Annotated in this window: 31 protein-coding genes; 4 read left to right on the top strand and 27 right to left on the bottom strand. The window is 43.6% G+C overall.

What is annotated here, in order from left to right:
• Positions 1-26: 26 nt before the first annotated feature.
• On the bottom strand, positions 27-818 hold the full coding sequence (locus tag M1L62_RS23800) for a DNA adenine methylase (RefSeq protein WP_254562144.1): 792 nt from the start codon (positions 816-818) through the stop codon (positions 27-29).
• Positions 819-851: 33 nt separating this feature from the next.
• Between M1L62_RS23800 and M1L62_RS23805 the strand changes: the two genes are divergently transcribed.
• Together M1L62_RS23805 and M1L62_RS23810 are read left to right on the top strand one after the other, a co-directional pair.
• Positions 852-1163 (top strand): hypothetical protein, encoded by a 312-nt coding sequence (locus M1L62_RS23805; protein ID WP_254562145.1) that lies wholly within the window; start codon positions 852-854, stop codon positions 1161-1163.
• A complete protein-coding gene (locus M1L62_RS23810) occupies positions 1163-1438 on the top strand; it encodes a hypothetical protein (protein ID WP_254562146.1) in 276 nt (91 codons plus the stop codon). Before M1L62_RS23805 ends, M1L62_RS23810 begins: the two co-directional genes overlap by 1 nt.
• Before the next feature lie 95 nt (positions 1439-1533).
• Here the strand turns inward: M1L62_RS23810 and M1L62_RS23815 are convergent, their stop codons facing one another.
• The 9 genes from M1L62_RS23815 to M1L62_RS23855 form a co-directional block, all read right to left on the bottom strand.
• On the bottom strand, positions 1534-2343 hold the full coding sequence (locus tag M1L62_RS23815; protein WP_254562147.1) for a trypsin-like peptidase domain-containing protein: 810 nt from the start codon (positions 2341-2343) through the stop codon (positions 1534-1536).
• 43 nt (positions 2344-2386) lie between these two features.
• Entirely contained in the window at positions 2387-3814 is a 1428-nt protein-coding gene (locus M1L62_RS23820; RefSeq protein WP_254562148.1) for a hypothetical protein, read from the bottom strand.
• A 1-nt stretch (position 3815) separates the two neighbouring features.
• Positions 3816-5846 carry a DUF5977 domain-containing protein gene (locus M1L62_RS23825; protein ID WP_254562149.1) on the bottom strand — a complete coding sequence of 677 codons (2031 nt, stop codon included), beginning with the start codon at positions 5844-5846 and terminating at the stop codon, positions 3816-3818.
• 52 nt (positions 5847-5898) lie between these two features.
• Positions 5899-6486 carry a hypothetical protein gene (locus M1L62_RS23830; RefSeq protein WP_254562150.1) on the bottom strand — a complete coding sequence of 196 codons (588 nt, stop codon included), beginning with the start codon at positions 6484-6486 and terminating at the stop codon, positions 5899-5901.
• Positions 6483-6962 carry a hypothetical protein gene (locus M1L62_RS23835; RefSeq protein ID WP_254562151.1) on the bottom strand — a complete coding sequence of 160 codons (480 nt, stop codon included), beginning with the start codon at positions 6960-6962 and terminating at the stop codon, positions 6483-6485. Before M1L62_RS23835 ends, M1L62_RS23830 begins: the two co-directional genes overlap by 4 nt.
• A gap of 209 nt (positions 6963-7171) precedes the next feature.
• Positions 7172-8476 carry a hypothetical protein gene (locus M1L62_RS23840; RefSeq protein ID WP_254562152.1) on the bottom strand — a complete coding sequence of 435 codons (1305 nt, stop codon included), beginning with the start codon at positions 8474-8476 and terminating at the stop codon, positions 7172-7174.
• A 4-nt stretch (positions 8477-8480) separates the two neighbouring features.
• Complete coding sequence (locus M1L62_RS23845) at positions 8481-8786, bottom strand: hypothetical protein (RefSeq protein WP_254562153.1); 306 nt, start codon at positions 8784-8786, stop codon at positions 8481-8483.
• A gap of 241 nt (positions 8787-9027) precedes the next feature.
• Positions 9028-10557 carry a terminase large subunit domain-containing protein gene (locus M1L62_RS23850; RefSeq protein ID WP_254562154.1) on the bottom strand — a complete coding sequence of 510 codons (1530 nt, stop codon included), beginning with the start codon at positions 10555-10557 and terminating at the stop codon, positions 9028-9030.
• On the bottom strand, positions 10499-11161 hold the full coding sequence (locus M1L62_RS23855; RefSeq protein ID WP_254562155.1) for a hypothetical protein: 663 nt from the start codon (positions 11159-11161) through the stop codon (positions 10499-10501). The genes M1L62_RS23850 and M1L62_RS23855 overlap by 59 nt, the downstream gene beginning before the upstream one ends.
• 352 nt (positions 11162-11513) lie before the next feature.
• Here M1L62_RS23855 and M1L62_RS23860 point away from each other — a divergent pair, with 352 nt between their 5' ends.
• Positions 11514-11810: a hypothetical protein gene (locus M1L62_RS23860; protein WP_254562156.1), complete on the top strand. Its 297-nt coding sequence runs from the start codon at positions 11514-11516 to the stop codon at positions 11808-11810.
• Positions 11811-12176: 366 nt separating this feature from the next.
• Here M1L62_RS23860 and M1L62_RS23865 read toward each other — a convergent pair whose 3' ends face one another.
• The 7 genes from M1L62_RS23865 to M1L62_RS23895 form a co-directional block, all read right to left on the bottom strand.
• Entirely contained in the window at positions 12177-12383 is a 207-nt protein-coding gene (locus tag M1L62_RS23865) for a hypothetical protein (protein ID WP_254562157.1), read from the bottom strand.
• 1 nt (position 12384) lies between these two features.
• A complete protein-coding gene (locus tag M1L62_RS23870) occupies positions 12385-12570 on the bottom strand; it encodes a hypothetical protein (protein ID WP_254562158.1) in 186 nt (61 codons plus the stop codon).
• A 15-nt stretch (positions 12571-12585) separates the two neighbouring features.
• A complete protein-coding gene (locus M1L62_RS23875) occupies positions 12586-12858 on the bottom strand; it encodes a hypothetical protein (protein WP_254562159.1) in 273 nt (90 codons plus the stop codon).
• Between the two features lie 500 nt (positions 12859-13358).
• A complete protein-coding gene (locus M1L62_RS23880) occupies positions 13359-13787 on the bottom strand; it encodes a hypothetical protein (protein WP_254562160.1) in 429 nt (142 codons plus the stop codon).
• A 1-nt stretch (position 13788) separates the two neighbouring features.
• Positions 13789-14034: a hypothetical protein gene (locus M1L62_RS23885; protein WP_254562161.1), complete on the bottom strand. Its 246-nt coding sequence runs from the start codon at positions 14032-14034 to the stop codon at positions 13789-13791.
• A gap of 2 nt (positions 14035-14036) precedes the next feature.
• Positions 14037-14393 (bottom strand): hypothetical protein, encoded by a 357-nt coding sequence (locus M1L62_RS23890; RefSeq protein WP_254562162.1) that lies wholly within the window; start codon positions 14391-14393, stop codon positions 14037-14039.
• Positions 14394-14430: 37 nt separating this feature from the next.
• Positions 14431-14733 carry a hypothetical protein gene (locus M1L62_RS23895; RefSeq protein ID WP_254562163.1) on the bottom strand — a complete coding sequence of 101 codons (303 nt, stop codon included), beginning with the start codon at positions 14731-14733 and terminating at the stop codon, positions 14431-14433.
• 57 nt (positions 14734-14790) lie between these two features.
• On the opposite strand from M1L62_RS23895, the gene M1L62_RS23900 reads away from it, so the two are divergent.
• Positions 14791-15198 (top strand): hypothetical protein, encoded by a 408-nt coding sequence (locus tag M1L62_RS23900; RefSeq protein WP_254562164.1) that lies wholly within the window; start codon positions 14791-14793, stop codon positions 15196-15198.
• Here the strand turns inward: M1L62_RS23900 and M1L62_RS23905 are convergent.
• From M1L62_RS23905 to M1L62_RS23950, 10 genes are all read right to left on the bottom strand, one after another.
• Positions 15149-15481 (bottom strand): hypothetical protein, encoded by a 333-nt coding sequence (locus M1L62_RS23905; RefSeq protein ID WP_254562165.1) that lies wholly within the window; start codon positions 15479-15481, stop codon positions 15149-15151. The genes M1L62_RS23900 and M1L62_RS23905 overlap by 50 nt on opposite strands.
• Positions 15478-15717, bottom strand: a complete 240-nt coding sequence (locus M1L62_RS23910) for a hypothetical protein (RefSeq protein WP_254562166.1) — start codon at positions 15715-15717, stop codon at positions 15478-15480. Before M1L62_RS23910 ends, M1L62_RS23905 begins: the two co-directional genes overlap by 4 nt.
• Positions 15718-15805: 88 nt before the next feature.
• Positions 15806-16054, bottom strand: coding sequence for a hypothetical protein (locus M1L62_RS23915; RefSeq protein WP_254562167.1), 249 nt, complete (start codon positions 16052-16054; stop codon positions 15806-15808).
• 2 nt (positions 16055-16056) lie between these two features.
• Positions 16057-16419: a hypothetical protein gene (locus M1L62_RS23920; RefSeq protein ID WP_254562168.1), complete on the bottom strand. Its 363-nt coding sequence runs from the start codon at positions 16417-16419 to the stop codon at positions 16057-16059.
• 307 nt (positions 16420-16726) lie between these two features.
• Entirely contained in the window at positions 16727-16972 is a 246-nt protein-coding gene (locus M1L62_RS23925) for a hypothetical protein (protein WP_254562169.1), read from the bottom strand.
• Between the two features lie 26 nt (positions 16973-16998).
• Positions 16999-17241 carry a hypothetical protein gene (locus M1L62_RS23930; RefSeq protein ID WP_254562170.1) on the bottom strand — a complete coding sequence of 81 codons (243 nt, stop codon included), beginning with the start codon at positions 17239-17241 and terminating at the stop codon, positions 16999-17001.
• A complete protein-coding gene (locus tag M1L62_RS23935) occupies positions 17241-17453 on the bottom strand; it encodes a hypothetical protein (RefSeq protein ID WP_254562171.1) in 213 nt (70 codons plus the stop codon). The genes M1L62_RS23930 and M1L62_RS23935 overlap by 1 nt, the downstream gene beginning before the upstream one ends.
• Positions 17450-17884, bottom strand: coding sequence for a hypothetical protein (locus tag M1L62_RS23940; RefSeq protein WP_254562172.1), 435 nt, complete (start codon positions 17882-17884; stop codon positions 17450-17452). The genes M1L62_RS23935 and M1L62_RS23940 overlap by 4 nt, the downstream gene beginning before the upstream one ends.
• Positions 17885-17920: 36 nt before the next feature.
• On the bottom strand, positions 17921-20995 hold the full coding sequence (locus M1L62_RS23945) for a hypothetical protein (RefSeq protein WP_254562173.1): 3075 nt from the start codon (positions 20993-20995) through the stop codon (positions 17921-17923).
• A gap of 8 nt (positions 20996-21003) precedes the next feature.
• On the bottom strand, positions 21004-21282 hold the full coding sequence (locus M1L62_RS23950) for a hypothetical protein (RefSeq protein WP_254562174.1): 279 nt from the start codon (positions 21280-21282) through the stop codon (positions 21004-21006).
• Positions 21283-21324: the final 42 nt, after the last annotated feature.

Below are 21324 nucleotides of genomic sequence, written 5' to 3' on the forward strand. Positions count from 1 at the left end.
AGCAAAAAGCCCCAATAGGGGCTTTTTTAATAATTCCAGGTCAAGCATTCAACCTTCTTTTTTGGTGTGGTCCTTTGCTTCACAGCAACGGTTTTTTCGTGGTCTTCGTTCTTCCAATGGTGCAGGATCCTGTACTCTTTTAACAATTCTTCCGGATAGCTGCTTAACAGAAACTTGCCTTTCATGTTGACGCATGCGTCCAAAAGCCTCTGAAAGTCTTCTTTGGTGTAGCCTGCATAATGTCCCTGATCTGACGAAACGTAGGGAGGATCCAGATAAAAAAACGTTTCCGGAGAATCGTAAGTTTTAATCACCTTCAGCGCGTCATAGCTTTCAATGGTTACGCGCTTCATCCGCTCTTGATAAGCCTCTGTAAGATTCTTTTTCTTGTTGTACAAACTGGAAGCGCAGCTCCCTGATCGGTCGTACCCAAACGTTCCTCCCATTTTTGTTGCAAATGACATATTGGTTTGAACCCATACAGACCAAGCGCATGCAAGCGGATCGGTAATTTCATCGGCCTGAGACTTGTATACAGAACTGGATTGGTTGTACTGATCTCTTGAATGAAATGTTTCATCGGCTTTACTGATCAGGTCGTCAAAATCGTACTTCAAAACTTTGTAAAAGGTGATAAGCCGATTGTTAATGTCGTTAACAATCTCTACACGGGCAGGTTTTTTACCCCAAAACACAGCGCCGTCGCCAAAGAAAGGTTCTACATAAGTGGTGTGTTCTGGGATTTTTGGAAGGATTGCAGACAGCATATTTTGTTTTCCGCCGTAATAGCTGATCGGCGTTTTCATTTCTCTTTTCATGGCTAATATTTGAGTAGGGGACAAAAATTAGACATGGCTCCAAGCCGTGAAAGGACAAAAATTTGTACCTTCCCCCGAATTATCACCGGAAGCGCCACCGGTTCAACAACCGGCATTCACATGATGGAAAATAAAATCGAAGACGGTATCGTCCTCGCGCGGGAGCTTTTCGAGGCTCTTGACGCTCGAGGTAAAAAATGGAAGGCGCGTAACGTACCTGTGTACCTACGTGAGCACCTATGGATTCCTTATTACACCACTGAAACAGCGGGTGTTAAAAGGTTATTTGTGATACGACCACCGGATCCACAAAACCCGAAAGTTCATTTTAAGGAATATTCTTAATGAAGAAAAAATACAGGTTTGAGGCCGCTTCGGATAACGAGGCGGCCTTTATTTTTTGCGAATACAATCCATTTATGAAAGCGAAGATTATAACCTTTCGCACGCATATGGAGATGGATAAATACAGCACCCCTAACTTAACTATACAGGTTAGGAGGCAATTGCCGATTGTTTTGGAGGTCCTGGAAGTTGACTCGCAAGATCAGAACCTCATTGATATCAATTTAAAGCGAATGGCTGAATGGTATTATTACACGTACATTAAAGTAGTTTAACTAACAGTACTTTAACAAAAAAGTGGCTTTGATTATTGAAGCACCTTTTATATTTTGTGGATTTAATGACAGATCACAATAGGTGTAAATCTTAATTAAGGGTTAATTGATTCGATTAGCTCTTTAATTGCGGTTGCTTTCCAGACCCTCCCCAAGTCCGAATCCTTATTTATTCGCCCACTATATATGCCCATAAACCTGTAAAATGGATCACTCATTACTATTACTTGGTCGTCCGTAAGAGTATTCATCCCACCAGTTCTATATGCGATAACTGGTGATCCTGATTGTCCCTGCCTGGTTCGGCAGTCAATCAAAAAAATAGGGAGATCATCAAAATTTGAATCCGGTTCAGAGGCAATAAAGCCTGTGGCCCAAATTGCTAAATTTTTTTCTAATCGGATACCAAAAGGAAATCCTATTACACTAATAACTTCTGCTGTACCAACTTTTAGATTTTCGTGTGAATACTTATCTATCTTTGGGTTGGGGGGATATGAGGTAGTCTTGGTCACGTCGTACGTTGACAGGGTTACTCCTACGGTTTCTGTTAATTTAAGAGCGACAAAATCTGCTTTGTCTTTCAAAATAGGGTGTTCGAACCATAATGGATTCTCCATTTCGTGGTCGTCATAAAGCATCTCAACTTTTTCTACTAACTCGATAATTTGATTATTTTCATCTAACCTATGATAATGAATAACGATCTTATTTGGGATTCCACAATGTTTTGATAAAGGCAAACCGGTATCTTGGTCTTTTCCAGTTACATTATGCCTGTTTGTAATTAGGAATGCGACACCAGCCTTGTTAGTGGCAATAAACGCCGTCGCAGACGACAAAAGAGTGTCGTTAAATCTCATTTCAATAAATAAAGATTTAATCGATTCGAGTTTAAACTTCATTGAGGGAAGGTTGATTAAATAAAGCCTAAATCTCGCATTTATCTTAAATCTTAACAAGCAGGCAGCTACATTCCTTGCTTAAGGGCAATTCTCCGGAGATATGTGCGATCAGATAATTAAGACCTTTGTAATGTATCATCCGGGAGAAATCCAGCAGTGCCAGATCAGTTTCAGTCAGTACAAAGGATTTTTTGAGGTAAAACATCCCTAGCCGCATGTCTTCAATCCGGTTCCAGCTCGTTTCTCCGATTCCTTTGTCGCCTTTGATGTAAAGGCTGATTCCATTCAATTCGGGCAGTGCTTTGGGAATTCCTCCTTGTAATCCATGCCAAAAAAGCAGCCGGGGCGCAGTTGTGACGCTCAGCTGATTGAATTGCTTGGTAACACCGGTCTGTTTTGCGATCGGAAGGCCGCTAACAGAATCGGTCAGAAATGTCGAAAGCCTCATGCTCACCTTCGCCAAGCCAATGGCTATGTTTCCAAGTACCGCCTCGCTGGGTGTGATGTAGTCGCCCATGATATCAGGTTTATCCTTCATCAGGGAGTCTGCCCCGTCAAGTTCCGTCGCCAGGTGAAGACGGCGGTTAAATTCCGGATATTTATCAACCCCGATCGTGGCTTTGTCAGTCCAGTCGACTGCCGGCGGCATGTTTAGCTTATCTTCCCAGAAATCAATATTCAGATATTTCTCGGCGCTATCAAAGCTGAGTTCCAGGTTAGGGATTTTTCGAAGCTCCATCAAAAACATCGGGACCGTCCAAGCCGGGACGTGGCGGTTTATGGTCACTGTATTTTCGCCGTCGAGTGCTCGCCAATTGGTAAGGATCAGTTTGTTCCAGGTTGGATGGCTCAGGTAGTTTCCGCCGATCGTCACACCGGTAGCAGCTGCTATCCTGGTTAATAGATAATTAATGAAAAGATGCGGTACACGGGGCGTTTCGGCCGTGTAACCACTTCCGTTCACATATTTGTTTACAAAGCCGTCGTAGGCGATTTCTGCGCCATTGGTGCCATAATAGTCGGCGTTCAGAATAGTCGGAAAGCATACAGCCGGCGCGCCGGCCGCATTAATAACCACTGGCAAAACGGCAGGAAGTGGAATTGTGCCCAGATCAAGCTCGGTCAGCAGCGTGTTTTGATACTGGCCGAAGAACCGGTTTAGATCATCGCCTACTTCCAGCTGGTAGCCGGATAATGGATTTGCTGATTTGACATAGGCCTTGCCCTGGTAGGTAAGTGCTCCGTTATATAAAAGTTCACAGTCATACGCATGCAGATCATTTCCTGCCTGCGGGATTTCTGCATACTCAAAGATCCGCTGGTTGTTGACTGAAAATGGCAGATTGGGAATGGTTGCCTGGCTGTCAGGAATGCTGTCGTAGCTCAGATGCGGGTTAACCAGGTTCAGAGATATTTTGACATCTTCCGCCAGATCAACGCTTTCTCCATCAATTCGAACGTCGGTAAACATATTATAAGATCGTGAGTTTGATTAAAAAGCGGTCTGTGGAAACGGGTGTGTAAATGCCCAGGGAGCCATCAAACATAAAGGCGTTGGCGGCTTCGGTGTTTGCAAATACGATCGTTTCGCTCTTGTGCAGCACACCGTTTTTATAGATTTCTACTTTGATAGTCTGGCCGGCGTTGCCATAAATGTAATAATACCAGTTGCTCTCAACGGGAAAGTCCAGATCGTTGCTGCCGGTCGGGAAAATGTAGGGCGCTGTTTGTCCCTGAAGAGCCTGAATGTTCCCTTTATCTGCTCCGGATTCAGTAAGATGGTACACGCCAATTTTTGCCGGCATATTGGAACGATAATGAAATTTACCGGCCGGCACGTTCCAGGCGTAGTTTTGTGCTACTGCACAGCTGCCGTAGGTATTGGCGTAGTCCTGCGTATTTAACCGCTTCCATTCTGCTTCGGCGAGTGCGTCACTTAATCCGAGTTTTTCGCCGCCAAAAGTCCCGGCTGGCACTGTGATCACAGCCTCCATGCCGTCTTCTCCGACCGCACAGTTGCTTTTTACAAATGTTCCCTTCCTGGTAATAGCAGCATTAGGAAAAGGGGTAGACCCTTTAATAACGCCCGGATCCGGAGACGGAGCAATGTAATCTTTGTCTCCTTCGACGTTGGGTTTTTGTGTAAGCGGTACAACGTCGAATCCGTTATCCGTGAAGTATTTGCGCAGGCCGGCCGGTTTTACCAGTCCGGTCCTCTTGCCGTAAGCATCCAATAAATAAACGTTTCCAACACCGCGCCAGGCTGTGGGGCGGGAGGGAAGGGCGGCAACCGGGGCAAGCGTGCTAAAATTAATATCCGAATAGGTTCTTCTGAACTGGAAAGATCGTTCAATCAGCCCCGGATCATCGTCGCGGTATTTGATATTGTCGTTGATCAGGTTTAAGGCTTCATATCCCCAGGGCGTATCTTCCAAAACGCATTCTGAAAGCATCAGCTCGCGCATGTAATTCAGGTAAACTTCCTGATTTCTGTCAAAGAAACCCGTAGATACTTCAACCCCCGAATTCTCCTGAACGGAGATCACGGCAAGCTCTGAGTAGTCAAGCCCTTTACCGGTCTCTCGTTCTTTAACCGCTGTGTTTTTTGTTACATCACTTTCTTCCGTGCTTTTTCCAAGCAAGCGGAGCGTGTCAAAACCTCCGAAACTGTTAGAAAACAGGACAAACCGCTGGTAAGGGTATTTTTTACGGTCAATATTAAATGTCCGGACCTGAGTGAAGCGCAAAAGGTTTTCGTCTGACAGCCATACCTCGTATTTTACGATATCGGCAGCAGTCAGTCCCAGGGCAATCGGTCCGACCGGTGAGCAAACAACCTGGAAGGAAAGTACACCCTGGATGGATTTCTTGGTAAATACTGATCTCACACCGTTAGAATACGTAACACGTACGCGCAGATTGATCTGAGCGGGCAAGGGCGACATATTCATCAGGAAGTACAGATATTCCTCCTGAATCGGGCTGATCAGCTTTTCTTTGGGCTGCCAGGTTAAAAACTGCATGGCCGAAGGCTGGAACCTGGAAAAGAAACGATGCTCGTAAGAAACAAAATTACGCAGTGCCAGGCCGGCACGCATGGCCACGCGGCTGTTAAGGAGCTGGTTTTTGATAGCCGGCTCTATGATTTCACGCAGCTGGTACGGTGTGGTAAGGCTTGCGATGACAGACATGTACGCCTGACTTTTTTCCGGTTTGACCAGGTTCATTTTGCCGGAAAGCATTGATTCGATCCGGAAGGTGCATCCTTCAAATATCTGAGCGCCATCGCTGACTTTGGCGGGTTTTTCGCGGCCTTCCAGGCGGATCAGTTTAATAAACTCGGAGGCCTGTGGGTATTCGGGAACTTCAACATCCAGATAATAGCGCAAGCCGGCACGTTCCGGATAAGTAGCTGGATCCGCAGCCTGTACAATGTGCTGCACTTCATTACGCACCATATCGACATCAAGCCAGGAAAGGCCTGTTTTTTCAAAATCAATCATAATTCAGTATAAAATTTTGTTCCGGAAGTTGATATCTACCAGGTGATCCAAATTATCGATCTTTTAAAGCTTTGGCGACCGTATTTAATACGGCTTTTGCTGCGGCTGCCTGAATGTTCATTTCAATTTCGCCGTAAAACTCGCGCATGTAGTTTTTGATATACCAGCCTTTGCCCTTCCGCATGACGATCGGCTGATTAATCCGTGACTTGGCAATAGCCCAGGCGATGCGCCAGGCGACCTGTTCTTTTTCCACCGGTCCGCGTCGACCTTTTAATTGAAGGTCGGTAAAGGGTGTATGTTTGGCCCGGTTTGTTCCTGTGCCGTTCAAAATGTTATCGGCAAAATCCTTCATAGCCCAGACAGATGCGCGTTTGGTGTACGTCATGGTTTTCAGGTCATTGAAACGGCCGTACATTTCAAACTGCATGGCCACCTCGGTCATCCAGGCATTGTTGTTTTGCCGCACTTCACGGAAAAGAGAGCTTTTTAGCTTCCCGGTAAGTTCCAAACCTTCGTCTTCCAGTTTTTCCTGCAACGCCTTCAGACCTTGTCCGGATATCTGGTTTGTAATCTGGCCGACAACAAACCAGATCGTGTCATAGTCGATATCATCATTCCAGTTTAACGGCTCGCTCATACTCCGATCTGGCTGTTAGTGTTTGTAATGATGGTGATGATCACATACTGACCGACGCAGTTGTCAGAACCGTATTCAAAGGGCGCGATTTTGTACGAGAGCTTTTCGATCCGGAACATTCCGGCCTTGCTGTCCCGGCGCAGGTATTTAATAAAACGCCAGGCGGCCAGCTGAGCAAGTTTGTACTTCTCGATTTTTGAAGCGACAGTGTCATCGGTGGTATACAGGAAAGCAAAGGCCAGATCCTGTCTGGCTTCAAAGTCGTGCATGCCGTTATCGTCTCCGGAGATCATGGGCATAAGCATCGCCATCGCCGGATAAGAAAATGCATCGGTTTTAGCTTCTGCGTCAAATCTCTCCATTTCGAAGGGATTATTACCGATCTCCAAAACATACGTGTTGATTTCGGGATCCTTTTCAACGAGGTCGGCGAAATAGGCTTCCAGGCTGACAATATCAGATGAGAGTCGCGTCATTATAAATTTATTTTACCCCAGTACGCATCCCAGATCCAAGTGAATTTAAACCAGGCTGCCCGAAACGATTTGTGGTTCCAGGCGTGGCCGATACACCTGTAGGCGGTAATAGGGGAGATGAAAAAGAAAACTGAAAACTTCACGACGATGACGGATTGATAGCCAAGCCAATGAAGCAGCTGTATGAAAAATAAAAACAGTGATTTCATTTATTGTGCGTTAGATGTTGCAGCCTGTTTACCGGTTGGGTTTTGGTCCAGGGTGGTCATCTCGATATCTGTAAATTGAAAAGAGACTTCATCCAGGTCATAACCCATGGCTTCCAGCGCCTGGTCCAGGCCTTGTTTTAAAAGACGGCGGTAGCTCGGTGTCATGTAGCGGACCTGAAACATCACCGAGTGCATTAATTCGGAGCCGCTGCCGCCAAGTTTATCCCCTTCGGCTATACCGGCAAGCGATGGGAGGATACCGTGTCCCTGGGCCTGTTTTACGCCGGCTTGTTTGATCAGGTTCATGTAGGCATCGTCGGTCATTTTGTTTTCGATCGGCGTGACCTTGATCAGCTTGCGTTCTTTGCCTGCATCGCCCATCAGGTTCCCGATCAGTACCAGAGCTTTGTCTGCGTTTTTGACTCCGGATAAATAGTCGTCCATTTTCGACATGAACTTATCTTTCCGATCATTCACCAGTTTCATGATGGCTTCGTCGTTAGGGTCTTCACCTTCCATTAGGAAGTAGCTTTCATCGATCTCGATCAACAGTTTTAAGTTGTAGCCATTGATCAATCCAGAAAGGTGGTATTCAGGCGTGAGGTTGTCAACCTTTGTCCAGGTCTTGGTTCCCCACCAAAGTCCTTGGGTATAAAAGTCGGATCCGATCTGGGACTTTTTAAGTACCATCACCGATTCCGGATAAGCCGTTGGATTCTCGATGTCGAAAATCGGGACCGAAACCGTATCCGCTTTTCTGATTGCACGGGTTGTGCCGAAGTAGGGATTGATCAGTACACGTTCAAGCTGCTTTCCCTTTTCCGGTTTTTGAAAACGGACCTTGTTGGGCTGGATCGTCTCCAGTAAAACTTCACCGTTATCCTGGATAGAAAACCGGACGAAGGCAATCTCGGCAAAGGCCAGGCTCAGTGCTGCCAGTTCCAAGTATTTGGAGAAAACCTGCTTTCTTCTGAACCACTTTGAAAGCACAGTGTCTTTAACAAGTTTCCGGATTTCCTTGCCTTCCTCGTTAATGTCGACAGACATCAGCTTCACGTCAGCGCCCAGGATAAATTCCTTTGCCTGGTCCATCAAACGCGGTTTTGTAGGAGAATTCCAAACGAGTTGCAGCAGCTGCATCGCTTCGTTGTCGTTGGCTCCCCATTTTACCCAGTCAAAATCCGAGGATCCAGAGTTTGAATAGGGCGTGGGCTGATTGGTAATGACATCGATCGTGGGCGTTACGATCGCAATGTTGTTGGATTTAGACAGGTGGTATAAATTATTCTCGATTCTCTTAACCATTACCTCAGTAGTTTTTGTGTATGATTCTCAGCCACTCGCTTGATTTGGGCAGTTTAACGGACATAATGAGCCGGTTTCGCAATGTGAAAGCGTGATCGGCATCGCGGTCTTCCAAAAGCACAGAGCCTTTTTCAATGATATCGTAGCGTAGCTTTCCCTTCGTGCTCTTTCCTTCGAAGCGCTTTGAGGATTTGCTGCAATTGTTTTTGATGCCAAAGGTCCCGTCGACCTTTCGGTACTTCAATGCAAATCCGCTGTTACCGGGATCATGAAGCAGCCGCCAGAATGTGTCTATCGAAATTGTTTCCATGCATCAAAGATCATGCACCGTTTTTCGGGTGAAAAGGACAGAAAAAGTCTTCCAATTTCTGTTTTGAACATCTTTCTGTTAATGAGAAGGTTGTCAGTGAAAAGTGTTAGCAGGAGGCTTTAATATTCCAATGTTCCCCCTGCTACTGCGGCACCCTTTCCATTTTCGGTAATTACCGGATGAAAAAAAACGGGATATCTGAAAGGCGGTCGGTTTTTTGGACCACCTCACCACGTCCACCTCACAACCAGCGGATCTCGCGGATCAAAGAGGTGGTTGGCTTGACGTTCGAGTACTTGTAGTACAAGATGTAATCGAAACAATCAGACAAGTGCGTTGCATATTCTTGTTGCATCGAAGTTCCTTCAGCTGACTTGTTCTTCTTCATGTTTGATTGAATAGGAGAGTTTTGTATTGAGATGATCAATGCTTTACAAGTGTTCTGATTGATTCGAATACGAGGAAGGTTGGTTGTACTTTCAGATAGGATTCGATCAATCAAAGAGAATCGATCTTTATGTTGTGGGTTGAACTTTAACACACGTAGTTTAACCTTCCAGCCAGCTGCCTTCAACTCATCAACGACCTGGACAAAGAACGTATCATTAGAGCCGGCGCTGTCACTGTCTCCGGACGCATCACCATAGATGAAGATCTCCTTCTTTACATGATCAGCATAATGTTCATGTATGACTAATGCTAATGTCTGCGATAAGGTCTTTTTATCCTTTGCTTGCTTGACATAGATGTTGTTAATAACCTTCAATGTCTTTACACCTTCCTGACAAATGATGGACGAGCAGATGTAATTATTAAAGTCCAGGCTTATTTCCAGCGGCTTATTAACCTCGTAGTCAGAGAAGGTAGGCAGCCAATATCCATCCTCATTTTGATTGTACTGGAAGGTGTCCGTGGTGCAATGTTTTTGCTCCTCAAAAGAAGGGTAGTAGCAGTTCGGTAATTTGTCTAGCTTTTGGTTTAAAACTTCAACCTTGAAAACCAGGGGGGATAAAGTTTCTTCCAGGTTCTTAACGAACTGCGGATGTAGGATTGGGTTATCGTAAGCGGTCCCCTCTAAATAAAAATATTTATCCGGATCCTTCTTTTGCAGCTCCTCTGTGCCGTATACCCATTGCCCCTCCTGTGTCCAGGGGTTTGAGGTGAAATCGTAAAGTGAGTTATGTAAAAACGAATCTTTGAAGCGCCAGGAATTAGCCCGGTACAAAGTAGCCATCAATATTTTTTGCACCCAGTCCGTTTTGAAAAGAGCCGATTCATCAATGAAGCCCCCGTCAAAATTGTGCCCCCGGTTAGAATCAGGCTTTTCGAAACTCAGTAGCTGAAGACAAAATCCGGAATCAAAACTGATACAGCGCTCGTAAGATTTCGGAGCCTTGTAAGCTCGTGGCCAGTCAGGAGGCGGTTCCTTGAAAAGTACGTAGTTACCGAAAGGGTTTACCTTTTCATGGTACTCGAACCAGCCCATATTGTGCCAGGCATCCGAGGCATCGGTCAGCACGATATCAAGGATTTGCTTGAAGGTCCGGCCGGCTAAAAAGAATTTCGCCCTGGGCAACATCTTGGCGATGTACCCAATACAAACCAGTAAAATGTAGGTTTTCCCAAATGCACGGCCAGCCAACAACGTTTTGCGTTTGGCCCTGCTGTTCAGGAACATTTTCTGTTTCGTAGATGTAAAAACAATGTTTGCTTTATTTGCCAGCTGTCTCAGCCTGGTCTTCCTCAGTCTCTCTTCCGTTTCCTGTAACATCCTCGTAGCTTCCGTCCTCTATTTCACGTAAAAGGTCAAGTGCATCCAAATCATCCGTGAAAATAATGTTTGGCGATACTTTAAATTTGTTGGGGTTTTCAATCTTATCCTTTTCTGTCAGTCCCTTGATCTTACCGGCCTTCATAAGGATGTTAGATGCTTTTTCAAACATTACGGCCGCCTCCTTTTCGGCTGCCGGATCGGCAACACTGACGGGCCTGCCATCTTCGTCGTAGTATAATTTGGTGGAATTGTTCACCATTGTCCTGGCTAATTCTTCCACCTTGCCGGCCATTTCTTCTAATCTGGTAGCATAGATATACCGCTGAGCCATTTTTTTTGAACTGGAAAAATTCAGTACACCGAAAATCTCCTGAGCACCGTTGACGACATTGTAAGCTTGGCTCTGGCTGAGCTGGCCGAGCGGAGCCGGGCAGTTCATAAGCAATTCAACAGCCTTCCGTTCGCTTAGTCCGTCCAGCAAATTTGTAAAAGCGAAAAAATACCGATCAAAAAGCTCTTTGTCTTTTTCTGATAGACTGGTCCCGGCCTGGACGTGATCCCGATACCTTTGAAGTTTATCCTCTTTGATAATTAATTGCATACTCCTGAATTACTTTTTTTACAAGTTTCGGGAGTATATAATGAGAATGGAAGGACATGAAAATATCACCTATATAGGAGCAAAATACTCTTAAATTAGTTTGTTTTGTAACCAAACGATTTGTAAGTTTGATTATTCAAACAACATATGATACATGGATTTATTTAATTTAAGAATGCGCCGGGCAACATTGAGGCAACTATTGCGAGACCGGTCTGAATGGATGTCCCAGGAAGAAATAGACATGCTTTTAGATCAGATAAACCTTCTGACAACAGTCATCGAAGCCCTGGAAAAAAAAGATAAAAATTAACCAAAGGAGGGTGAAAGCCCTCCATAAACTTTATAATTTATGGAAACGAAAGAAGAATTTAAAGCCAGGTTAAAAGCACTTATGGCCGACACTGACCAAATGATTAAAAATGCCCAGGCTTACCTGGTTAGTCAGGGCGAAGTAGTTGACCTGACTGAATGGCTTACGATTAAAGAGTATTGTAAACGTTTTGATATCAAGAACACTGAAACCGTAACAAACTGGATTAATCGGGGTATAATTCCGAGCGAGAATGTTCGAGTCATTGAAGAATTCAACAATACACGCCTGATCAAGGCAGTACCGTACCATGTTAAGTCTGCGAAAGCTGCTTAATATGTTGTTTGAAAAATTAAACACCCTGCCGGTTTTGCTGGCAGGGTGTTTTTTGTTTAGATAGCCCCACCTTGGGGAGTTGCTATCTTTTCGATGCCTACTGGTTACCAAATTTCAATTCCCAAGATTATCTATGATCCAGAATCCAGAACTGCCGGGGTATATATTTTTAGAAAAATCGTTTATAAACGAATCGTAAAATAACGGCTAGGGCTATTAATAACGCAAATGGGAGAATATAATGTTGTGCAAATTGAATTACCGGATCTGCTACTGCATCCATTGCCTTGTCTATTGGATTTTTTTCTTCCATGTTTAAATAATGTGTTAGTTAAGCAGGCAATATATTGCAAAGTTTTGAATTTTTTATTTGTCGACCATTTTAACAAAGCCGATCGCAACCAGTAACATCATGATTACGCTTGTGGTTAATAAAATCCGGATTATATGAAAATAGGCATTTTTTAAGCCATTAAATTCGTCCGGAATAATTTCCAGGTGTGTCATCAAATAATACAGCCATATGTTAAACACGGTCCATATCACTGCCAGTATTATTTTAAGGTACTTCATTTTAAGGTTTTATAACTAAGTCTGCAATCAGAACCGATTTTTTGGAGATTTCTATTTCCCAATCAGGCTCCGTTTCAATTTCATGAATAATGACTGAGTTTTCCTGGTTATCCCACCAGGCGCAGTAATTCTCATATGATCCATGTAGTTCAATCTCGTCAGCAAGTTTCTGTATAATTGATCCCATCAGCAAGCAAGGCTTTTAAATTCTTTCATCGGCTGGCATCACCTGAATTACAAGAGAATAATCTAGTCCTTCGTCATGAGGAGCAACCCAATTAAAAAGTTTATGATGGACCTTCAAAATAATATACTCTGTCAGTTTTGCCAACGGTCGTGCATCGGGAGTAGAAGCGTTCGTATGAGTCAATGTCACTTTATCGCCCCGTTGAAATGAGGGAATGAAATTTAAATTTGTAATATGGACTACTTTGTCCCTTCTATCCGTAAATTTGACCTCAATAATTCTGCTCATAAACAGTCTCTCAGTTAGAATTTATTTGCACTTTTTTAACAAGTAAATTACGAATTTTCCGCCTCCTTTCCTACATTTTCAGTCAGTAACTTTCCTCTTTCCCGAATGCTGACCAAGTCTGACCCCACATTTTTTTTGTAATTTCTTATCTTCTTATCCGAGCGGTGATACTCAAAAGGTTACACTGTAAAAACCATGTTTTGATTTTGTACAGCTCAGTACAAAGTTTTATACTGGTAGCTTCCGAAAACCAAAAGCTATACAAACCCATTTTACATTTTGTAATTTCTTATCCCTTTGATAAGAAACTTATTATCTTTTATATCTTTAATTTTCAACACTTTAAGATATAATAACTAATAATGATAAGAAATTACAAAAATTATGAGGCTTTTGGTAAAGGGGGAAAGGGGAAGGTTCGGCGGCCCCCTTTGGAACGAAAAAAGGGCAGCCAAAAACGGCTGCCCTGAGATAAGGAATTTTGTGTTTTTTTAAGAGTACTATCGTAAAGTGTTGCCATCAATTGCTTTGCCTGCGCTGATCAGCCCAAACAGATCCAAGTGCTCTGATAATGCGTACAAGAAAACGTCAAGGCTCACAACTCTCTGCATAAGCTGGACCATGCTATCTTTATTAAAAAAGCCGGACTGAATGTCGAACCGTTTTTCAATTTCTTTTAATTGATCATCAGTCATGTCTTCCAGCTTATAAAGGATTGGCCGGTCGTCATTTTTTGAGTTGCTGATATCGGAACAGTTTTCTACACTATTCCATTTTTTATCGTAAGACTGGATAATAGTCGAACCAATCTGGCCAGCAGGGTAGAACCGCTCCCACATTCCCTGAGGGTTTAACATAGCTCCGAACCGTACCCTAAACGGAATATACAGTGAGATCTTCCTGATATCTTCTTGTGTTAATTTTTCCATTTTAAAGCATTTGAATATGTTCATGAAGAAAATCTTTTAGTACAATCAGCACCCGTTTCTCAAATTCGGGATGGCCGAACTTTTTCCAGCGCCTGGCATCGTAAAGCAGGCTACGCATGTACTCGTGCTCCGGATCGTTTTTCCGGTCTTCATCCGGATCCCACGGCTCTATAATGTCAGGCACTTTGTCGAGCATTTCTGCATCGCCCAATAGAGCGTTTTCAATTTCTTGGTCGGTTGTTTTCATAGTTATTGCAAGTAGCAAAGTTTAGTAAGCCCTTTGGCATCATTAATGCCGGTCATGAAAGTGTAGCGAAGCTCATCCCACTGCTCCTGGCTTATTTCTATTGTCTGATAATTGTAATCGACCTTGATATCAATTTTATCTGCCGAAAATGTTAGTTCAATTTTTCCCTCATTCACCTGTTGCATTATTTTAAATGCAACGCCGGAATTGATTTGCCGTTTTAGTAAGTCAAATTGTTCAGGAGATATCTCCATGGTCGTCGGGTGATAGCCCTCTGAGTGTTTGTCCGGTGAAATAGTAAGGTGATCTTTACCGTCCACGACAATATGATTTAATTTAAATGCTTCTTCGATTTTCATATTGATTTTACTTTAAAGTGAATTTTTTAACCTTCTATTATTCTTCCGTCTTGTCGATTACGTCCAGATCAAAATTGTCATACATAGAATCGACGGTTATGCCGCTGTAATTGAGCTTGTTGGGGTTTCTTCCATCAAGGCCAATATAACCGACCCCTTCCACCATCCGTTCGTCTCCGAACCGGATTATATTGTGAGCAACATGCTTTAACATATCATCCACGGTAGCAGTATTATTGATGCAGTCTTTGTAGGATTCAAAGGCTTCCTGGAATTCCTTTGAATTTTCATCGAAGAAGAGCTCAACGTTTCCGGATACTTCAATTATTGCTTTTGTCATGTTATGTTTACAGATATGTTTAATTAATGGAACTCAGAGATTTTAATTCGCTCATTTATGCCTGCAAGATTATTTGTTGATAAAATTGAAGAAAATCAAATCGGTGGCTGGACCACAAACCTAACCAGGATCAAACACAACTTATCGGTTGTTAAGCAGACAATTGAAGGGGTTCTGTCTCAGGTTCCAGCTGGGGTATTATTACCTACCGCGATATATCACGTTGGTAGGTATGTCGTCATTTTTCAAACCGATAGATCGATGCAAAATGCAAGAATGGCGTTTATCGATTACCAGATTGATTTACAGTCAAACTTTGATCATTTCGCTGATTTTCTTACTCCGAAGACAGTAGGAGGCTTCCATAAAATTCAAGAAATAATCAAACAGAAGCCTCAAACTGAATTGGACCTTTTTATCCTTTCGGAAGATCCTTTATTTTTTCAAACAGGGTCTCACAATTGATAGTGCCTTGATCATCGATGATAATAATTTCTTGCGTCGATGATCTGCTATCTTCTTTTTTCCAGAAAGCTTCCACCTGGTCAAACAAACTAGCAAGGAGAATTAAACCGGCATTTTCGGAAACACCATCCATTCCCTCACTTAAAAGAACCAGTATCTGGCCACAGGTACCCATGAAAGCCCGTTTCGTTTCAATTTGTTGAACAGCATCCATCGACTGTTCGCTAAGCCCTACACGTTGAAGATATGACTGGTATTGATTTTCTAAATTAAACTGATTCATTTGGCTAGGTCTTTAATGGTTAACGTTTTTATTACTTCCATTTTTTCTTCCTTGCTACTGCTCGGGTAAGCTCTGTCGACTTTTTTCTGAATTGCATCAAGTAGCCCATCGGAGAGGTTTTTAAGTTGAATAGCTATTACGCCGGCATTTCCGTCGCCGGGTAAATTTGACTTGACTTTTATGGTATCAGACTCGTCGCTCAGATCAATTTCTACTGTTACTTTGATTGTTTTCATAAAACTTATTTGATTAAAAATTAAAAAGAAGTCCTGCCCAGGCTTGGTGGCCAGGATAATGGTTGTTGAAAAATTAAGTTGGTATTGGTTAAGATTCTGCTTTCAATTCGCCGCTATATTTCATCTTGCCGGCTCTGATCAGCGCGACGAGCTCGTCATAGGGCCGGGTCATAATTGTCAGTTTACCCAGCAAAAGGATATCGACATTTACACACCGGTAATCCGCTCCGCCGCCCTGGTGCCGGCGCTGATAAACCATGATCAGCCGGCCCTTCACATCAAGCCAGAGGCTTTTTTCTCGCAGTAGAGAAATTTCGGGCATTTCTTTTGTTTTCATTTTTATAGATGAAGATTTTGCGCAGCTCCTCCTTTTTCAAAGCTGATAAAAGGTTGAATGCCGGCAGTTCCAAAACGGCCATTGATTACGTGAAGATGGAAATGTATGATCCCGCCAATTTGAATAAAGATATCCTGGCCATCTCTTCTCCGATTGTCGGTTTTCACCGGCAGAGCTGAACATCTTGGATGTTTTTTGTGCAGTGCCTCAATTTCACTCGTTAGTTCGTATGCGAAGATGTCTGGGCTTTCTACCAGTAGCCGGTCATACTTTTTAACAAGATCTCGAACCGCTATTTCGAATTTGTTTTTTACAGCATAAGACGCTGAAATTCTGCTCAGGTAAATTAAGTTGTCTTTGGGCATAATGTTAACTGTATTATTGGTTTGAATCTGTTAAAGTGGTGAAAGTGGATACATTCCCGTAACGTGATAACCTGGTTGATTTAAAGGAGATTCTATCAATCTTTCTAAATGGTGACCGATCATATTTTTACATTTTGGACACTGCCAACCGAAAACGGTAGGCTTCATCCTATCTCCATAATTGCACATCAAACAGTATGGATTCCATCCCTCATATCGGATGTATTGTTTGCGTATCTCTTGGGGCATAGCCTTCATGTGTTCAATAGAATCCATAGGTTTAAATCTGTTAAAGAGTTGTGATATTTTAGTCTTCTTCGTCGCCGAATGCGTCTTTAATTTGCTCTTGGCACTGCTCACAATAAGGTCCAATATCAGAAAACTCGTATTCATCAAAACCACCAGAATACTGGCCGCAACCAAAACAATAGCCTTCTTCTTCACAACATTTAATACAAGCCTCGCCTTGACTTTCGTCATCAATGAAAACTTCCGTCACTTCGTCATCACTGCCGCATTTACCGCATATACCTGTTAAATTATTCTTTTCCATAGGTTCGAATCTGTTAAGGTGAATATCTATAAATACCCAAATGCACTAGCCGCTATTTCTCCGATATCGCACAGATCCCCCTCTGGCTCGTCGTCTTCATCGCTTTCATAAAACTTGCCAATCCTTTCTTCAAGGGCATCCCACTTTGCCGCTTTGTCTTCCATTAACTTCCCGGCTTCGTTAATCAACTCCACCATTCTGCTGAATGATATTTCGCCGGCCGTAACCTGATCTAACCATTCTCTGACTTGTGCTTCCTGAATTTTCATTATTCTGAATCGTTGTTTAGTAAATCAATTTTTTCCTCGTTGTACCTAGCCCAAATTGCAGTTCCCCAAATTACCAGAAAGGTTAGGCCGAATGCTCCCCATAACCATTCCGGAGCTTTCCAATAGTGCAAAACGGTAAACCAGAGAGCAGATCCGCCAAAAGGAAGGTTTGTAGGGAGATTATTACGTTTAATAACTTTATTTCTTTTCATTGATTTAAAAGTTGTTTATCTATCTGTGGAAACTGTACAATTTCGAATCGTCTCATGAGCGATCCCCGGAACCGCTGATTCCCGTCGTCCCAGCTATATCCCTCGGAATCGCATATAAGAATTGTATGCGGACGGCGCATTACAAATGAATTCCGGGATTGTCTATTAATTTGAATATCAGTATTCATTAAATGCATGAGGGTTTCTTCCAATTTTTTAAGTGGCACATTTTCAATAATTATCAAATCGGTATCTTTTTCAACTTTATGGAACGTGTAAGGATCTTCTCCGAGTTTTTTATACCAGGGCATGTTGACCACCTTTTTATCTGAACCAATAAGCAGTGCAGCCGCTTTTTTACCTGAACTTTGCGGTCCAACGAAAATTTGAGTTTTCGGAAAGTATGGGCTTGGAATTGTTTTGTTTTCCATTGTTTTTGAGGATTTTAAGTACAAATGATATAAAAATTAAAAAGGCATTTCATCGTCCTGAGGGGTTCCGGGGAACAAAGTCGGATTGGTCACCGGTGGTTTTCCTGGTCCGGGTGCTGCGGCCGGTTCCGGATCAATTTTCTTGGTGCCGAAGAAGATCCCTTCTTCTCTCACACCGTCAATTTCTCTTAGAATCCTGCCCTGAGTATTCAGGTACTCAGCCGGGTTAAACTCGTAGCCGTGGTAAGCAGCATATTTCTTGCAGTAGTCCGTGAACTTCTGTGTGCTCAGGTCGCGGATCTTTTCCGAGTTGGTGTAGTCATCCTTTGCCACCCGCTTACTGATAATTTTATCCAGACGTTTGCTTTCCACCCCAAAGTATACTTCCGCCCACTCAAAGAATCTGTTACCCATCGATGACAGTAGGTTCCTTTTCTGGATGTTATTCATCGGCGGTTTTACCTTCTCCGGACACGATAAATAAAAGTGAAGGCACCAGGCCAGGAAATTGTACAGGTTATTCCAGTCCTGCGGACCGAAATCATAAAACAGGCGCTTCCCATCAAAGTCATCCGTAGGCTGCCTCGTTTCCAGGTAGGCCCCGTTATTTTCATGATAGTAATCCGAAAATGATGTTACCAGTTTCCTACGCTGGGTCGATTCTGAAAAGTCGCGGTCCCCGAAATTGCTGTCAAACCAAAACTTCGGACTTTCGTCGAAGGCGATGGAGTAAGACTGCGTTTGTTTCGGGTTGGGGTTCATATCACCGGTGATATCTCCGTAGAAAAAGCCGAAATCCAGAAACTCGTAACAGTCATCCACAATGATCATGTCGGTATGCCTGGTTACCTTGTCATATATGTGCGGGTTTTTCGTCAGCAGCGGATTTCTTCCGGAGAATGACACATTGTACCGCCATATCCATTTAAGCACCTTACCGGTTAAAGATTTGCCAGATCCGCCGTTACTTTTCGCATCGTCGCCCAGGGATTCAGACAGCTTGTTATCCATAGCCCAGACGCACCAGGCGCGCGAAGGATCCTTATACCGGTGCATCATATACCCGATCGTATAGATCCGGTTTAGTAAATGCTGTTTTTGTTCCTTTTTCTCCTGCTCAGTCAATAGGGGGCCGGCAATGTCGAATTTATGATCCTCCTTGTATTTGTCCTGTTCCTCAATGCTCCGCGTTGCAAAGAACCTGGTTGTTTCTTCTTCTGTAAGAGCAAAGTCCTTTATATAGGTTTCGCGTTTTTTTGGCGTGTCGTGTGTCATCCACAGGGCCTGCCGGTCTTCCAGTTCTTTCCGCCAGTGCACCCTGGCCGTGTTGATCAGGAAGCGGAAGAACATACAATCCTTATTCGTAATCTCAATATCCAAAGCTCCTTCCGGATCCCGGCTGATCTTAAACATGCTGTCGGTCTTCTTAATCCTGGGCAGGTTACTATCCTTCACCGGGTAAGTGATTACTTTATCCTCCCAGACATATTTATTTGTGTTGATCCCCTTCGATTCGTCAATACCATCTTTGGTTACCTTCCAGGTGCAGTTTGGAAAAAACAAATACTGGTGCTCAGGGCCGCTCGACTGAAAGTCCAGGTCAAGGAGCGGCAGGTTGGCCAGGTTGGAAATGCTCAGTTGATTGGTGCTAAACATCGAGTTTAAAAGATCCTGCGTTACGTTGTCATCGTATTGCCAACGCTCCTTCAAGAAGCTGTGCAAGTATCCTTTAATTTCCTGCGCATCGATCTTCCGGACCACATTGCCTTCTACTCTTACATAGAAAAAGCCCTCTTTATCACGCTCCGATTTGAAGCGGGCAAACCCTGACATGTATAAAAAGTTATAGGCCTGTACGTGGTTAAACTTGTACTGGATCAGCGGTCGGCCAAACTTCATCTTCATTTTACCGTTGTCGTCGTAGCTATACTCAGAATCCCAAAAGCGATAGGGAAGGGCAGTACCCATCAGACGTTCAAAATCCTTTTTATTATGCGTCTTCAGGTAATCACGCATGTCCTTTGCCGTGGCTTTACCGGTTTCCTTATCAACACGTAAGATTTTCTCCGGAAGCCAGATCGTCAACAAATTCAAATACTTATTGGCCAAGGCATGACCGGTTTGTTTACCAGTCTTGTCGATATCCGGGAGGTTGTAAATTTTCTCGGCAATTTTAAGGATGGCCGACATGTCTTCTCCGGATAGACTTTCAGACTCGCTGTTCATCCAGATCACCCTGTAACCAAGCGCAGCTGTGTTAATGGCATCGGATCCGCCAGAGCATGCGATTATCTCCGGGAGTTTTACGTTCATCCGGTCGATCTCTTTGGCGACTTCCTCCGGAGACTGTTGAAACTCCTCGTTAACCGGCTCAGCTTCGGCATTGTATCTATCCTTTTTCAGCTCTTTTACAAACGCCTGGTGCTGCGCAAGTCCATGCACAAAATGAGCCGGTTTTTTGCCTACATATCGGAAGCGCTTGTCGTGAGCTGCCTTCGGTCGGTAGATTTTGCCAAAGTCGCCTTCGTCAAAATAGAAAATCGGATATTCATCCGTGCTGTACGTGGTAAGGTGTTTTCCCTGGAACACGTTGGTATAGTATTCCAGGCTTTTCAAATGATATAACGAAAACAACGATAGTGCTTTTTCCTTGCGACTTTCTTCTGTATTACCCAGGTTGTACCAGGCGTTGTCCGTCAGGATCGTCCGGATTTCAATGATCGTCAATTCTTTCGGGACTACCGTCGAAGCGCCTTCTTGCTCATCAGGTTTCGCCGGCCGCTCTTCGTATCTCGGTTTTGCCGCAAAATTCACAGCTCCATCCTGGTAATCGTAAAAAGCGCAAACGTCCCGGAGAGCCTGGCCATAGTCCCAACCTTCCTCGAGCATAGCTATCATAATCGCATTGCGCCACTTTTGCTCGCTGCCGAAATCGGTAACGCCCCATTCGCCATTTATTTTCTTAAGACTGGCGCTGGCAGTGTTTTCGGTACGTGTTTTAAATTTTCTGAGGTGGTGGGTAAAACTTTCACGCGCGTCAGGGTAATATTTGATAATGTAACTTTCGCCGCCATCGATGGCAAATAAGCGATCTAAATCAATTCTGGCCATTAATGATTCTAATAATAACGTGGGGAAAAAAGCATTTGAATGTTAGTGGCCATTTGATAAATCTCCTTTATCTCTGCACTTTGAAACTCTCCTTCATCGTCGTTTTCAGCCAGGATCGCGCAATAGTCCGTATTGTATTTCCGGATCAGTTTACATTCTTCAGGGGTCAGGCCAACAATATTATAGCTCCATGGAGAGCTGGACCGCCTCATAGCCCTGACTTTGGCAAAAAGGCCGTCGTGCACTTTATTTGACCGTGTCATACGAATTTCGGCGCTTCGTATCATAGTGTAAGTCATATTTAGCTGTGGGTACGTCAGCTGAACTGT

It is taken from the genome of Dyadobacter diqingensis, assembly GCF_024220585.1.
Taxonomy (GTDB): domain Bacteria; phylum Bacteroidota; class Bacteroidia; order Cytophagales; family Spirosomataceae; genus Dyadobacter; species Dyadobacter diqingensis.